Annotated in this window: 12 protein-coding genes; 7 read left to right on the top strand and 5 right to left on the bottom strand. The window is 48.2% G+C overall.

The features are described from left to right. Positions 1-208 precede the first annotated feature (208 nt). Together ABY436_RS07665 and ABY436_RS07670 are read left to right on the top strand one after the other, a co-directional pair. Positions 209-643 (top strand): hypothetical protein, encoded by a 435-nt coding sequence (locus ABY436_RS07665; protein ID WP_372738394.1) that lies wholly within the window; start codon positions 209-211, stop codon positions 641-643. A gap of 98 nt (positions 644-741) precedes the next feature. Next, positions 742-963: a penicillin-binding protein gene (locus ABY436_RS07670; RefSeq protein ID WP_090725499.1), complete on the top strand. Its 222-nt coding sequence runs from the start codon at positions 742-744 to the stop codon at positions 961-963. A 50-nt stretch (positions 964-1013) separates the two neighbouring features. On the opposite strand, the gene ABY436_RS07675 is transcribed toward ABY436_RS07670, so the two are convergent. The 3 genes from ABY436_RS07675 to ABY436_RS07685 form a co-directional block, all read right to left on the bottom strand. Beyond that, positions 1014-1664, bottom strand: coding sequence for a peroxiredoxin-like family protein (locus ABY436_RS07675; protein ID WP_372738395.1), 651 nt, complete (start codon positions 1662-1664; stop codon positions 1014-1016). A gap of 130 nt (positions 1665-1794) precedes the next feature. Further along, the gene (locus ABY436_RS07680; protein ID WP_372738396.1) at positions 1795-2136 is read right to left on the bottom strand and encodes a cupin domain-containing protein; all 342 of its coding nucleotides are present in this window, start codon (positions 2134-2136) and stop codon (positions 1795-1797) included. Between the two features lie 71 nt (positions 2137-2207). Next, positions 2208-4403, bottom strand: coding sequence for an acyl-CoA dehydrogenase (locus tag ABY436_RS07685; protein ID WP_372738397.1), 2196 nt, complete (start codon positions 4401-4403; stop codon positions 2208-2210). Between the two features lie 412 nt (positions 4404-4815). Here ABY436_RS07685 and ABY436_RS07690 point away from each other — a divergent pair, with 412 nt between their 5' ends. Both ABY436_RS07690 and ABY436_RS07695 read left to right on the top strand, forming a co-directional pair. Then, positions 4816-5250, top strand: a complete 435-nt coding sequence (locus ABY436_RS07690; protein ID WP_372738398.1) for a hypothetical protein — start codon at positions 4816-4818, stop codon at positions 5248-5250. Positions 5251-5809: 559 nt separating this feature from the next. Further along, entirely contained in the window at positions 5810-7282 is a 1473-nt protein-coding gene (locus ABY436_RS07695) for a DegQ family serine endoprotease (protein ID WP_372738399.1), read from the top strand. A 160-nt stretch (positions 7283-7442) separates the two neighbouring features. Here ABY436_RS07695 and ABY436_RS07700 read toward each other — a convergent pair whose 3' ends face one another. Beyond that, the gene (locus ABY436_RS07700) at positions 7443-8825 is read right to left on the bottom strand and encodes a sensor histidine kinase (RefSeq protein WP_372738400.1); all 1383 of its coding nucleotides are present in this window, start codon (positions 8823-8825) and stop codon (positions 7443-7445) included. Next, a complete protein-coding gene (locus ABY436_RS07705) occupies positions 8818-9507 on the bottom strand; it encodes a response regulator transcription factor (RefSeq protein WP_372738401.1) in 690 nt (229 codons plus the stop codon). Before ABY436_RS07705 ends, ABY436_RS07700 begins: the two co-directional genes overlap by 8 nt. Positions 9508-9660: 153 nt before the next feature. On the opposite strand from ABY436_RS07705, the gene ABY436_RS07710 reads away from it, so the two are divergent. The 3 genes from ABY436_RS07710 to ABY436_RS07720 form a co-directional block, all read left to right on the top strand. Further along, the gene (locus ABY436_RS07710; RefSeq protein ID WP_372738402.1) at positions 9661-11028 is read left to right on the top strand and encodes an efflux transporter outer membrane subunit; all 1368 of its coding nucleotides are present in this window, start codon (positions 9661-9663) and stop codon (positions 11026-11028) included. A 30-nt stretch (positions 11029-11058) separates the two neighbouring features. Further along, positions 11059-12414 (top strand): efflux RND transporter periplasmic adaptor subunit, encoded by a 1356-nt coding sequence (locus ABY436_RS07715; RefSeq protein WP_372738403.1) that lies wholly within the window; start codon positions 11059-11061, stop codon positions 12412-12414. Further along, on the top strand, positions 12411-15469 hold a 3059-nt coding region (locus ABY436_RS07720), incomplete at its 3' end, for an efflux RND transporter permease subunit (protein ID WP_372738404.1). The genes ABY436_RS07715 and ABY436_RS07720, both read left to right, overlap by 4 nt.

Raw genomic sequence — 15469 nt, forward strand, 5'->3', positions numbered from 1 at the left:
GACCTTTAAAGCCAGAGGTTTATGATTATTTTAAGGGGATTAAGTAATAGTAAGTGCATGGATGCAACCACTATCGGTACCGCAATACTCCAATACACTCCTATTTATTGATTCGCAAAAAATGTGACATGTCACGATTATTGCTCCCCATAATAAAGGGTTTGAAGAGCTGTTAGAGCATGATCTGTTAAATTACAAGGAACGTACTATGCTAAAATTAAAGTTTGGGTTAATTATATTCCTAACAGAATTACTCCCTACCCATTACATAGTTAAAGTACTTATTGAAGTTATCTTTCGCTATATTTTTAAGACATTTCCGCCGGATATTTCGACGATATTTTCAATGCTAATAGGTTACCTTGTCGCATTTTTACTCACAACAGCCTTCATTAACAAGACTGATCTTGTTAATCGACTACCTCACCCCATACCAGGAATCAACCTGATAACTTATAGCAGTCTGATTATTTTAATACCTCAGTTGCTGACAATACTCACCTCTACGCAAGCAGGATGGGGGAACTTCGCAATAATGTTTATCGCCACTCCTGTCACCTTTGTAGCAAAATTAGTATTCTATATAGGCATCATCAAATTACTTATGGCAGTAAAACCACATGACAGCTATGCATACAGATAAACTTACCGTTTTGAATAACCAAATAAAAAATGCCTGTATGCTCTTTCTAAGACAAGAGCCAGCGGACTAATTCCAACCTCAAAAAAACGGAGATCACTATGACCGATAAAATAAACGACGATGCCCTACTGGCACTCAAGATCGCTTTTACCTATATGCCTAAAGCGATTGAAGTGACTAAATATGAATACGGTGATCGCTATGAAGCGGTGCTGGAGCACATTGAAAAAGTAAGGGAAACTTTACTGATCAACGATGTTGATCCTGATGAGGTGTATGGCGAGATCGATCCTCACAATACACCTAACTCCTCCTACTAGGCGCACAAAATGCGATTCACTCTGTTGCGCCGGTTGATCACACAGTATCCTTATGACAACTTCTGCAATGCCTCGATAATATCGTCCGGCTCTGAGCGTGTTCGATAATCAACATCAACATAGCGCCAGGTGACTACCCCGTCACGCCCTATTACAAATGTGGCGGGAATTGGTAACACACTGCCGTTGCCGTTATTGATGGCATCAAGGTCAAGCTGACGATCCACCCGCATGTGTTCCACAAGATAATCGGGCACTTTCCAGGCAACGCCATATTGTGCTGCGACTTTTGCATCCTGATCAGACAATACAAGAAAATCCATTTCACTAATTTCATTTTTTTTCATTGACCCATCAGGCACTTGTGGACTGATGGCTACCAATTCGGCACCCAGCGCATGAATTTCGCTTAATCGTGCATGCAAAGCTCTGAGTTGTAAGTTGCAGTAAGGGCACCAACTACCGCGATAAAATGTGACGACCAGCGGACCTTTTGCTAGCAAATCAACCAACGATGTTAATTTACCTTGTTGATTCGGTAGTTCGAAATCAGGTACCTTCTGACCAAGCTCAATAGCATAGGAACCTTGCTGAAAGGCTTTAGCCTGAAGAATAATATCGTCGACGGCTTCCATAAACGCAGGGTTAGCCTGTCGTGACTCTTCAATCTTAGCGATGGTTTGTTCTTTTAAACTTTTCATGCGTTTCCTCTAACCTACTAACGGTGACACCCATACTTAATCAAGCCCGGGCAGCCTATGTGAAAATCTGAATAATTAACGGATACTCATGCTTTGATCAGTTTTATTATCCCTGTATGGATGAACACCCTCAATAGAAAATAGCTAACCATACTGTTATTTCATCAGATGATGTTTCTATCACCCGGTGTTTTTCATGGGCTTTGATATGTAAATAATCACCTTGTCTAAGAGTGACCTTAACACCATTTTTATACTCTATGACACCGTAACCCGATAAAACAATAACCCATTCATTTTCACCTTGATCGTACCAGCCGGCATTGGGGGATGTTTGCCCCTTTGATACGATTCGTTCAACTCTCAGCTTTTCTGTAATGATAATATCTTCGAATATTTCATTGGGTAGTTCTGATGGAATATTGCTGAATATATTTGCCAATAGCTCAATCCTTAAATCACATAACGCCATAAATAAGTGCAGGAGTAGCATGAGACTTAGTTAACCCGCAATTAAGCTGACAGACCACGCTGCTGTTTTAACTACTTCAGGTCGGCATCAAAATCATCCACTGCGATAGCCAGCGCCACAGCTTGCCCGGCCTCTTTCAGGAGTTGAGCCTCTGCTTCTGTGATCAGCTGTGCTGACAGTGCCTGCTCGATGGTTTGTTTGTCACTTAATTTTTCGCGCAGTTTTTCTGTATTAATAACAGCGATGAATGCCTGCTCGATATGATCGATTCCATCTCCGGGGTTACCGGTGAATACGGCATCGGTCAATCGGCGGCGGGTTGGCGAATCCGACAGTAACAACGCGGCACATTGACAGGTCAGTTCATCCGGAGGTGGTGTATGACCGGCACCAAAAGGCATGACCAGCAAACGCATCAACCAGCCTAATGGCCGGATCGGGAAATTAGCCGTGACTTCAGCCAAACGTTGTCTGATAGTATTGATACCCGTATGCATGCACCAGTCTAACAAAGGGCGGCTCTCTTCGGGACAGCCTTCATCGTTGAAACGCTTTAAGGCGCAACTCAGCAAATACAACTCGCCCAACACATCACCCAGGCGCGCCGAAACCAGCTCTTTGCGTTTTAATGCGCCACCCAATGAAACCAACGCGACTTCTGTCACCAGAGTCAACACTGCCGAATAGCGACTCAAGCTTCGATAATGACCAGCGAGGTTTCCCACATTCGGCGGTGCACTGGCGAACCGGCCGGCTGTCCAGGTATGCAGCACCGCCCTGCCTAAGGTCGCACATTGAAAACGCAGATGTTTAAACAATAGTTTATCAAACTGCTTCACAGCCTCCGCTTCATCGGCCTGTTCAGCGGCTTGCATCTCTTGTAACAAATACGGGTGGCAGCGGATGGCTCCCTGACCGAAAATAATCAGGTTACGCGTTAAAATATTAGCCCCCTCCACCGTAATCGCGACAGGAATACAACGATAGATATTTCCCAAATAATTAGCGGGCCCATCACATACGGTTTTACCACCATGTACATCCATCGCGTCATTGATAGTGTTACGCAGTCGATAGGTAGCCTGAGACTTCAAGATGGCCGAAATAACCACCGGCACCTTGCCTGTCTGCAACACACCCATCGTGGTTTTGCGTGCAGCATCCAGGACATATGCCGTCGCCGCGATTTGCGCGAGGCACTGTTGCACCCCTTCGAACTTACCCACTGGAATGCCAAACTGTTCACGAATCCGGGCATAGGCACCGGTGGTTCGTGCGGCCAACATCGCGCCACCCACGCTGAGCGAGGGTAATGAAATACTGCGCCCTGCAGCCAACGCGGTCATTAACATTTTCCAGCCTTGGCCAATGCCGTCCTGGCCACCAATCACCTGATCCATGGGGATGAAGACATCTTTACCCCAATTGGGTCCATTCTGAAAAACCTGCATGGCAGGATAATGGCGTCTGCCAATATCAATGCCCTCAAGATCAGTCGACACTAAAGCGGCGGTAATGCCCCACTCTTCCCGGTCACTGATCAGATGATCAGGATCGTAGAGTTTAAACGCCAGGCCCAACAAGGTCGCCACGGGCCCCAGTGTAATGTAACGTTTGTGCCAGTTTAGTTTGATTCCCAATACACGCTCGCCGTTGTGCTCTTGATAACATACCTCACCGCGATCAACCATTGCCGCCGCATCGGAGCCGGCTTCGGGACTGGTCAGCCCAAAACAGGGAATTTCACGACCATCGGCCAGGCGTGGCAAGTAGTGATCTTTTTGCGCTTGGGTACCAAACTCCATCAACAGCTCGCCGGGACCCAGAGAATTGGGGACCATCACTGTCACCGCTACCGCAATACTGCGGGTGGAAATCCGCACGACGACTTCGGAATGTGCGTAAGCAGAGAATTCCAGGCCACCGTACTGTTTGGGAATAATCATCCCAAAAAAGCGCTTCTCTTTTAAAAACTGCCAGATAGCTTCGGGAATACGTCGATGTTCGGCCGAGATGGCCCAGTCGTCGATCATGCTACATAGCTCTGCGACGGGACCATCCAAAAAGGCCTGCTCCTCGGCGGAAAAGACCGGCGCGTCTAATGCCAGAAACGACGACCAATCGGGCTTGCCGGACAGGAGTTCGGCATCCCACCAAACATCACCTGCCTCCAGCGCCTCGCGCTCGGTATCTGAGATCGGTGGCAGTACTTTTTTAAGCCGCCGCAAGAGGGGTGCACTGATATAACGTTGACGCCAGCTATTCATAGTCATGACCTTTGCTGAACTATTATTCAAACCTTATCATTACTACACTATCAGGGGAATAACAGGAGGAATACAGAAGGAATAGCGTAATTCCAACACAGGTATCTCAGCGTGAATTCAGGACAAATTCATCGTCCAGTCGACAGCGTTAAAAAAACACAACCCAGCGTATCCACGGGCCATAGCGCTGATTCGGCCCACTTCAGTTTCTCAGGTTTGCTGTACCACGTCGGTTAGATTTATGTGACGGCTCTGGCCGGTTGAGTTGCTAAAGCCCGCGATAGGAGTAAAATTTTGCAGTGGGTATCAAGATTTAAAAGCATGGATAAGTAGCCTTACTCAATCCGCCAAGTCTGTTTTCCTGGAATCACCCGCCAGAAAAACACAACAGAAAAAGGAGTAGTGTATCAGCATGAAATTTCAGGTTAAAAACGGCAGTGTCGAATGCATACGTACTTCTTCCGATAACACGCAATCCGTCATCGTCCGTTTTGACGAGAACCTTAAGATCGCCGCCCCCCACGTGATGAGCAAGTTATCCAAAGATGAGTTACAAAGCCTCGAGGAATGGCTGGCAGAGCGAGAGCTTATCAAAGATGCGCCAACCGAGAATAACCTTTTATGCTTACTCCCCAGCCTGATGGATAAAGCCATCGCCGCTTTAGATCATACTGACAGTATTAATCAGGAATCTTACGCTTTGCTGCTGGCTGCAAGCGAAAAACTTCACGAGAAATTACTCAGCGTTGAAGATGTGGTTGTAAAAAAATCGAGCAAGCTTACTGCAATTAATCGCACTGAAGCCAATAAAGAGCGAATCAAGCAGGTCAAAAAAGATCTGTTATAAACACTAACCCTAATACAGACCGGGCAACCACGAACTACGCAATTCTGGGCATAATGTAGGATTACCTTTGGCTCGAACCTTCCCAAACGCTCACCCGGCTCAACTCCTGGAAGGTTAGGTCGCAAGCGACCCCGCAGTCAGACAGGAAAAGGAACAAGGTGACTGCTTCATTTACGTAACAGTAGATCTGTCGCGACGCCAGGTCGCCAATAAGTCATTTTCTCCAGTGAAAAATCGGCTTCAGGCCATGGTATTTTCTGCACAAATACAAGCGTTCCTATCTGAAATTTAATTAAGGCCTGCTCAATTACGTTGATAAAACCGGTGTATGGCGAATAATTTATACGCTGCACTCAACAAAACGGCGGCACGGACAAAACCGCCCTACTCACAAAAGCGACTGATTGAGTGCGGTTTTATGTTCGTTGTGAAAGCGGTTTGGGTGACTATCAAGGTGAGCCCAGTCACGCATTATGACAGCGCTTGGTAATCCATGGAATCTACCAATAGTTGTGGGATCTGGCCTGAAGGTAAAAGGTTTTCAGAAGGAGGTTCGACTATGCATTTTAAGAAAACAGGGTTTGCCTGTCTGCTTTTGGTATTAGTTTCCTTTATTACCATACCGGCCTATGCGCTTGACGACGGGGTTGAAAATCTGCGCCGCACCGGTAAGGCTTTCGCGTCGGTGGCGCGTCAGGTTTCGCCTTCGGTCGTGTTTATTCAGGTCGAGAGCAAGGCGTCGGCAACCAGCATTACTCAATTTCCTACACCTTTCGGCGATCAGTGGCCTTTTGCTGACGATTTTTTCAAACGCTTTTTTGGGGATGAGTTTCCGGGCTCACCCCGCTCTGACCGGCCGCAAGGCGAACGTCGATCCTTAGGACAGGGCTCCGGGTTTGTGTTTTTGAGCAAGGACGGCCTGTTGTCCGATAAGGTCTACATTCTGACCAACAATCACGTTGTCGAGAATGCCGAAAAGATCCGGGTCCAGTTTCAAGACGGCAGCGAATACAGCGCCAAGATCACCGGTCGTGACCCGCAATCGGACGTGGCGGTCATCGAGATCAAGGCGGGCGGTTTGCCCGCGCTTACCCTGGCCGACTCTTCTGAACTCGAGGTCGGTGAGTGGGTGGTGGCGATTGGTAATCCGTTTGGCCTGAGTCATACATTGACCGTCGGCGTAGTTAGCGCCACGGGCCGGACCAGTGTTGGCATCAACGACTATGAAGATTTTATTCAGACTGACGCGGCCATCAACCCGGGTAACTCCGGCGGCCCGCTGGCCAATCTGGACGGTAACGTGGTGGGCATGAACACGGCCATCTTCAGCCGTAGCGGCGGCTACATGGGCATCGGTTTCGCCATTCCAAGCAATCTGCTCAAGGCGATTGCCAACCAGTTAATCGAGCAAGGGGAAGTCACGCGCGGCTACCTGGGTATTGTGATCCAACAGCTTACCCCTGAACTGGCCCAGTCCTTTAACATCGAGTCGGGACAGGGCATTCTGGTGGCACAGGTTAGCGAGGATTCACCAGCGCAGAAAGCGGGCCTGCACCAGGGTGATGTGATTGTTGCTTTTGCTGGCGAACCGGTGAAGGACATCGGCGGCTTTCGCAACCGGGTATCGCTGACCCCGCCCGGCATGCAGGAGCAACTGACTATTCTCAGAGACGGAAAAAGAAAAATCCTGAACGTGACTATCGGCAAGCTCAGCCAGGACAAACCGATCGTGCAAGGCCCGGCGCAGAGCGCGGAAGAGATCGGACTGACGGTACAAACGCTGACCCGGCAACTCGCCGAACAGTTCGACGCCGAGCCCGGAGAGGGTGTTGTGGTGACCCAAGTGCGGCCCGGTTCTATCTCCGCCCGCGCCGGTATCGAGCCGGGAGCTGTGATCCTGCAGGTGAATCGCAAGGCTGTGAAGAGTGCCGACGAGTTTCAGCGCGCGGTTGAGGAAAGCATCCGTGGGAAACGCGTTTTGCTGCTCATCCGTCAGGGTGGTATGCAACGCTACGTTTCATTGGGCTGGTAGCCTGAGGTGGTGTCGTAACTGCTTCAGAGACATCACCTCATCCTTTAATTATTCAAGATCAAATGACTATATCAGGCACGACGATGCCCCAAACGCGATCGCTCCAGCAATGAACTCCCGTAAATAAGTCAGGTTAGCGTTTGTGAAGCATCCAATACTGCTATGTGATGCGATGATCCATTACCTCCCAGTTGAGTGTAGCCGTACACCCCCCATAAGAATTGCGGTCTAAACTGAGTTTCCAGCCTTTTTTAGCGGCAATGCGGGATACAATATCCAGCCCTAAGCCGAAACTACCTCTTCCGGATTCACCCCTTTTTGTCGGGTCAGTATCCCCGATTAATCCTATGCCAGTATCAGCAATACAAATTTCGGTGTTGTAGATATCAATATCAATCCGGCCTTCAAATGTATGCTCAAAGGCGTTTTGGATAAGATTACTCATAACAATCCGAACCAAGGCAGGATCATGCAGGTGTAAATCCTGACTGTGCATCGAGATGGTAACGTTGATTTCGCGGCCTTCAATCAAGTACCCCAGTTGGTCCACTAGCTCGGTCAGGATGTCCTGTAAGTCGGTAGCTTTTATCTGGCTTTGCTCTGGTAACCGGGTAGAGTAACTACCACTAATAGGTTCTTCACGGGATAACCACAGCAGCGCTTCGGTCGTTTCTTTCATATTCACGCAGGCTTGGCGAATATGTTTCAGGGGGGTACTGATATCCTGTTTTCCCAAAGTTAAGCGTCGCTCGATTATATCCAGTGCACTGCCGACCACCGTAATAGGGGTACGCAGTTCATGACTGGCGTTTTGTAAAAAAGTTTTCTCCCGTTGGTGAAAGGTATGAATGCGTTCCATCCCCTGCTTCAGGGCATGCGCAACCAAACCTATTTCTGACCTATCATCTAATATTGGATGCGATATGCCCGGGGTTGATTCATCCACTTTGTGCGCCATATCGGCCAGGGCTTCCATGGGTTCAATAACTCTGCGGTTAAAACGGCGTGCCATCCAAGTAACAACAAGAAGCAAGACTAAAAAGACCGCAAAGGTAATCAGGAGCACGGTTTCCAAAATATGGGGCGGAGCAATAGTTGCCGGATTGGGGTGGTCTCTAAAGTGATAAACGGCAAATAGCTGTCGCTTTCCTTTTTCGATCGGAGTTGCGGTAAACAGTAATGGTGCTTTGCCTGCGCGTTGGTGCTCCTCTGCGTTATAATAACTTTTAAATAACGTGTAGTTAGCAAACTTCTCTTGGGTAAATTTGGAAGAGATCCATGCAGGTAAATTCTCCTGACCAACAAAGATAGAAAACTCTTCGGTTTCAAGACTTGCTTGTTCAAGTTTGCCTTCATCATGAAGTTGCGCATAGTAAGACCCAATAACGACAAGCCCTTTTCGCGTTGCGATATCAAGGCCATCGATATAGAGATAAAGCATTAAGCAGGCGAAGCCAGAGATGATAAAGCTAATCAGCAGCAATAATTGGTTACGTAAAAAAGACCGTAAACTATAACTTTTTGAAGATAATTGTTTATTCACTATGGCTATCCACTTTGGTAGCTTCCCGCAGCACGACGCCAACATTTCTGAGCGTATGCAACAGCGCTGTAGCAAAAGGTTTATTGACTGCTTTGCGCAGTTGATACAGATGTGACTTTAAAGCGTCCGAGTCCGGGGGTGAGTCCTGCCAGACCACATACTCTAACTCGCGTCGTGTAAGCGGCGCCGGACTTGCCTTGGCAAGTGCCACAAGCAACTCCCAGCCGATTGGATGTAAGGTCAGTAACTGATCTTTGCGGTAAGCCTCACGTAAGGATAAATCCAGCCTGAGATCAGCGACCTGCAACTGTGGTTTCTGCGGTGTTGCCCGCTTGGCCAGGGCCTTAATCCGGACAACAAGTTCCGGGAGATCAAATGGCTTCACCAGATAGTCATCAGCCCCTACGCTAAAACCTTCCAGCTTATTCTCCAGAGAATCCCTGGCGGTCAGCATTAACACAGGGGTATGAATACCTTTCTCCCGCAGTTGTTCACACACACTCAGGCCATTCATGCCGGGTAAGTTTATATCCAGCACGATAATATCAAAGTGTTGCTGCTGAGCCAGTATGAGTCCGTGATCACCGCGCTCTGTATAATCACACTCAATATCATCCAGTTCCAGGTACTCAACAATATGGGCCGCTAAGGACCTGTTGTCTTCAACCAATAACACCAACATGTGTTTCTCCTTAGCAAATTATATTGGCAGATGTTGTAAGACAGTGATTATACGAGAAGGAAATGCTGCCCCTTCACCTTCATTTCACCTAAGCCAAGATATCATGCGCTTATTATTTGAACACTTATCGACGCTATCGAGTAGTACTGGATTATGAAGCTGACTTTTTTAACCGGCCCCGTTGTTATTGGCTCCGCTATTATATTGGCGGGCTGTACTGCGACTGCACCAACGTTTGAACAATTTCCCCAGGAAAACCTGCTGCTGAAAGAGACATGGATCTCTCCGCAAGAGCCTACGGTTACACTTACCAACAGCCTGTTGGCGTTGTTTAACGATGCCGCCATGACCCAACTGGTTGAACAGAGCCAACAACGAAATCTGTCGCTACTTCAACAAAAATCAGCTACCGCAGCCGTTGCGTCGACGGTGATTCAGGCCAACGCAGCGCTTCTTCCTGAGGTTTCCAGCAGTCTTAGTAGTAACCGTCAGGAATCCGGTAGCGCGATTTCTGAAAGTCACAGTCTGACTCTGGATGCAAGCTGGGAACTTGACCTCTGGGGCCGCTGGGCAGCTGAGCGAGATGCGGTAACCACAGATTTTCAAGCTTCCAGGGCGACCTACCAGTCGTTACAGGATTCAATCGCTGCTCAAACAATGCAGGCGTATATTGATGCGGTTAGTCAATCGCAGTTGGCTGCTTTAAGTGACGATAAATACCTCAGTTTTGAGAAAACACTGAATGTTGTCATGTCCCAATATCAGGTAGGTACGGCTGACCTGGACGAGCTCACCGAAGCACGACAAAATCTGGCCAGTGCTACAGCCAGCCGTGTCGAAAGCCAATTACAACAACGTAATGCGGTACGTTCGTTACAGATACTGGCAGGGAATTACCCTGATGGTCTGGATTTGGTAGGCACTAGGTTGCCAATAATGCTGAGGCCCCCGGACGCTGAGCTTCCCGCCGATATATTGGCACGCCGCCCCGATGTGCAATCCGCCTGGTATTCCGTACAAAGCGCTTCCTCCACTGTTGCCGCTAAGGAAGCTGCACAGCTGCCGAATATTTCATTAACCACTGAGCTGGGCAACTCAACTGATGCCCTGAAAAACCTGCTTAGCGGAAATACGCTTTGGAGCCTTGCTGCATCCATAGGTTACACATTGTTCGACGGTGGCTCCTTAAAAGCTCAGGTTGCCGAGAGCCAGAACCTGGCCGAGCAGAATTATTACCAGTATCTGGAAACCGTACTTACGGCGCTGAATGAAGTGGAAACAGCATTGGATACAGAGCGAACCTACTACGCCTATGAGGTTGCCCAACGTGAAGTGATTACGCAAGCACATTTGCTGCTTGCTAATGCCGAACAGGATTATCGTGATGGTTTAATCGACATTACCGATTGGCTGACCTATCAGCGTAGTTATTTTAATGAGCAATCCACGCTGATTAATACGGTTAATCAACGCCTGCAAAACCGGGTTAGCTTAGGTTTAGCGCTGGGCTTAGGTGTTTAAAGAAATTTTAAGAGGTTAAAGGTCAGCTTTATGTCACGTAAAAAATCAATTATCAACACCGTTTTGCTTGTTATAGGTGTCAGCGCTGGCGCAGTTTTTCTACTTCCGCCACAGTCACTGCCTCCTTTTCTTGGTCCGCTTATCGGCCAACTCATTGGTCCATCAGCGCATGCCGCACCTGAACAAGCAGCATATACGAGAGACGAGGCAGAAAAGAATGCCCCAGAGCAGACAAGCGCACAGCGAGAGCAGGTGTCAGACAATTCACAGGTCGGTCGCCAGTCCAAAATACAGGCCAATAAGTTATTAGTCACCGTCGTGGATACCCGTACACAAACAGAACAGCCACTTGTGAGCGGTTATGGTGAAGTTGCTGCCCGTTGGACAACCGAACTGACCGCCGAAGTGAGTGGTCGGGTAGATCATGTCAGCGACAAGCTGCTAGCGGGTAGCTCTTTCAAAAAAGGTGATGTTTTAGCCCGGATTAATAGTATTGACTACGAAAGTGACCTGGCTACGGCCAAGGCTGATGTTGCGACCGCAAAAGTCATTTATCTGGAGCAGCAGCTTGAAACGCAGCAGGCAAAAAAACGCTGGGAACTGAGTGGATTATCGGGCACGCCTTCCGACTTAACATTGCAGACACCACAACTGGCTCAAGCGTTGGCGTCTCTGAAATCAGCCAAAGCCAGCTTAACCAAAGCAGAGAAAAACCTGGCAAGAACCCATATTATCGCTCCGTTTAATGGCCGTGTTAGTTCCCGGAGTATCAATCCCGGAGGTTATGTTAGTTCTGGAACCTCTATCGCAGAAGTATTCGCTACCGACGTTGTCGAGATTAACATCGCCCTGAATGACCAGCAATTTGCCTTACTTGGCAGTGAAACAGAGGCAATAAATACGCCCGTTACTTTGGTTGATACGGCGGACAATAACGCCCAATGGACTGCAAAGCTAGCGCGCTTTCAATACCACATTGATAATACAGAACGTACCCGCAATCTTGTACTCGAAGTCAGTAGTGATCATGCCGCTGAAGATTTAATGCCGGGTACCTTTGTGAAAGCCTCTATTCCCGGAAAACCCCTTGATGATCAGGTAAAACTCCCCGCCAGTGCACTGTCACGGGATGGTTATATCTGGCACGTAGAAGACGGCTTATTACAGCGCTTTAAGGCGGATATCACCTACCGCAAAGATGATTACCTTGTCGTCAAAGGCCAGGATGTAAACAGTAATCTACAGGTTGTCCGCTATCCCCAGTCGGCATTCCTTCCGGGTCAGGCAGTTAATGTCGAAGCAGTTGCAAACAAAGCGGTGGCACCTGATGACCACCAGATTACAAGCAACAAAGGCACATCGGTATCAGCAGGAGCCGGCGCATGAATCAACAACAAGGCTTCATAGCTTGGTTTGCTAAAAATCCGGTCGCCGCTAATTTGCTCATGATTATTATTCTGATCGTAGGCTATTTCACGACGAGCAGCTTGCGTACCGAGACCTTTCCAGCTTTTCCACCTGAGCAGGTGTCAATTTCGGTCTCTGTGAATGGTGGCGGGATTCAGGATATCGAGGAAAGTGTTGTTCTGAAAATTGAAGAAGCGCTGGAAGAAGTACAAGGTATTGATACTGTTCGCAGCACAATTCAGAACGGTAGCGCATCAGTAACGGTTACCCGTGTTGATAACTATGATCTTAAGACCCTGAAAGACGATATTGAAGCTCAAATCAATGCAATCAGTAATTTCCCGTCTGCGGCGGATAACCCGATTGTTGAAGCCGCAACGCGTGAATCTCAGGCAATCTGGCTGGCGGTCTATGGTGAAGCGGATACGAAAACGCTGAAACTTGTTGCCGAAGATCTGCGTGCTGAACTGCTCAACGCGAGCGACATCAAACAGGTGGATGTCACGGGAGAGCCGACCGAAGAGATTGGTGTCGAAATCTCAGAGCAGGTCTTACAACGTTATGGTTTGACCCTTTCTGATATTGCCAGTCAGATCAATGCACAATCGATTAATCAGTACGGCGGCGAACTGACCAGTAATGATGGGGATATCACTGTCAGGGGTGACTTTCAGAGTTACTACCAAGGGGATTTTGAAGATGTAGTGGTGCGGGCAAACACCGATGGAGCGCTGATACGTCTCGGTGATATTGCTGAGGTTAGTGACAATTTTTCTGAACAGACCGTGATATCGCGGTTTAATGGCCATAATGCCATCATGCTGAAGGTCGTTGTAACGGATGACACCAGCCTGACCGATGCGGCGAGCGCTGCAAAAGCAGTGATGACCGAGTATACAAATACCAGCAACCTGCCAGCCAACGTTGCACTGGACACCATGGGCGACCAGTCGGTTTTTATTGAAGACCGTCTCGATACGATGGTTGAAAACGGTCTTATCGGTATGTTGCTGGTGGGGATTTTGTTGGCGCTTTTTCTTCACCCTATTCTGGCGTTATGGGTTGCTGTGGGCATTCCCATTGCGTTTGCGGGCGCGATGATCTCGATGGGGCCGCTGGGTCTTAATCTGTCATTAAATGAACTCACCACCTCCGGTTTTCTGGTTGCACTGGGCATCTTAGTAGACGATGCCATTGTGATTGCAGAAAGTGTGTACTCAACCCGGCGTGACGCCGTGGCCGCAGGTAGTAAAAAAAGCCTGATAGAAATCACCATGAAAGGGGTAATGAAAGTTGCGGTACCGGCTACCTTCGGCGTCTTGACCACCATAGCAGCTTTCTATCCGTTAATGTTTATCGATGGAAGGCTGGGTAATATTTTTGGCCAACAGGCCATGGTGGTAGTAGCGGTACTGATTTTTGCACTGGTTGAATCTAAGCTGATTCTACCCGCCCATCTTGCGCATACTAATATTGAGAAAAATCCAAAACGTACCTACTGGAGTCGCTTTCAGTCGATCTTTCAAGATGGTCTGCAAAAACTGATAAATGATTTTTATGTACCGAGCATTCGCTGGGTTATTAAGCACCGTGGAGTAAGCATGGTGGGGACAGTCGTTATTTTTGTATTAGTCGTGGGTCTGATACCGACCGGCCAGGTGCGCGTTAGTTTCTTCCCCGATATCGAACCCTCGGTGGTGACGGGCAGCTTTGAAGTACAAGACTCGTTCGGAAAAGGCCATACCTATGAAATTATAGATACCCTGGAGCGGGCTTTAGTTGAAACCAATCGCGAGCTGAAAGAAAAATACCAGATGTCTGTCGATCCGGTAACCGCGATCTACGTCAGCGCCAGCAACAATACGTCCGGCAGTATTACCGGTGAACTCGTTGAAGATAGCTTGCGTGAATTTGCAGCCGATGAAGCAAGCAGTATCTGGCGAGAAAAAGTGGGTACACTGGAAGGCGTATCCGTACTGAATTTTGATGGCGCACGAAAAGGGCCGGAAGCGATCCGGATCGAATTGAAAGCGAAGGAGATGAGCACCCTCGCCTCAGCCTCACGTGAGCTGCAACAAGCGATGGCAAACATCGAAGGCGTGAAGGACATACGTGACAATTTAAAAATTAATCAGCCGCAGTTGAATATCAGGATCAAACCGGCGGCATATAGTCTGGGGCTAACCAATACGGATGTCATGACCCAGGTGAGTGCCGCGCTGTATGGTTCTCAGGCACAGCGTATTCAACGGGGTAACGATGAAGTAAAAGTGATGGTTCGCTATCTTGCAGAAGAGCGTAAATATCTAAGCGATATCGATAACCTGATGATCCATACCACAAATGGGGCCTTTATCCCTTTCCATGTGGTAGCGGAAACTAACTATACCGATAGCGTGTCACAAATAGATCGTCTGAACCGTTTACGTGCTGCCAGTGTTATTGCGGGTGTCAACAAACAGGTCATCTCCTCTGGTGAGGTAATCAAACAGCTGCAAGCCAATGCGATACCCACCCTGTTGCAAACTTATCCTGATCTGAAAATTGAATTAAAAGGTGAGGCATCAGAGCAAAGTAAGAGTACCTCTTCACTGTCACAAAGCTTTATTGTGGTGTTGTTATTTATCTATGCCTTACTGGCGATCCCTTTGAAGTCTTACACAAAGCCATTAGTAATCATGAGCATCATCCCCTACGGCATATTAGGCAGTATTCTTGGACACTGGTTTGTGGGAGTCAGTATCGGCATCCTGTCACTGTTTGGCACAATCGCCCTGTGCGGTGTGGTCGTCAATGACAGTTTGGTGCTGGTCGCCAAGTTTACTGAACTGCAAAATCAGGGAATGAAAACTAACGATGCGATCGTGGAAGCGGGTAAAACCCGTTTGAGAGCGATCCTGTTAACCTCTTTAACAACTTTTGCAGGCCTCACTCCGATGTTGCTGGATGACTCCAGTCAGGCCCAGTTTTTGATCCCGATGGCCGTTTCACTGGGTTTTGGTATTTTATTTGCGACTTTTACCACCCTGTATGC

The sequence above is a fragment of the Neptunomonas sp. genome, from assembly GCF_041601355.1.
Taxonomy (GTDB): Bacteria; Pseudomonadota; Gammaproteobacteria; order Pseudomonadales; family Balneatricaceae; genus Neptunomonas.

Excerpts from the sequence above, each read along its gene's own strand:
- ABY436_RS07665 (WP_372738394.1), top strand. The coding sequence starts at position 209 with ATGCTAAAATTAAAGTTTGGGTTAATTATATTCCTAACAGAATTACTC.
- ABY436_RS07670 (WP_090725499.1), top strand. The coding sequence starts at position 742 with ATGACCGATAAAATAAACGACGATGCCCTACTGGCACTCAAGATCGCT.
- ABY436_RS07675 (WP_372738395.1), bottom strand. The coding sequence starts at position 1,664 with ATGAAAAGTTTAAAAGAACAAACCATCGCTAAGATTGAAGAGTCACGA.
- ABY436_RS07680 (WP_372738396.1), bottom strand. The coding sequence starts at position 2,136 with ATGGCGTTATGTGATTTAAGGATTGAGCTATTGGCAAATATATTCAGC.
- ABY436_RS07685 (WP_372738397.1), bottom strand. The coding sequence starts at position 4,403 with ATGAATAGCTGGCGTCAACGTTATATCAGTGCACCCCTCTTGCGGCGG.
- ABY436_RS07690 (WP_372738398.1), top strand. The coding sequence starts at position 4,816 with ATGAAATTTCAGGTTAAAAACGGCAGTGTCGAATGCATACGTACTTCT.
- ABY436_RS07695 (WP_372738399.1), top strand. The coding sequence starts at position 5,810 with ATGCATTTTAAGAAAACAGGGTTTGCCTGTCTGCTTTTGGTATTAGTT.
- ABY436_RS07705 (WP_372738401.1), bottom strand. The coding sequence starts at position 9,507 with ATGTTGGTGTTATTGGTTGAAGACAACAGGTCCTTAGCGGCCCATATT.
- ABY436_RS07710 (WP_372738402.1), top strand. The coding sequence starts at position 9,661 with ATGAAGCTGACTTTTTTAACCGGCCCCGTTGTTATTGGCTCCGCTATT.
- ABY436_RS07715 (WP_372738403.1), top strand. The coding sequence starts at position 11,059 with ATGTCACGTAAAAAATCAATTATCAACACCGTTTTGCTTGTTATAGGT.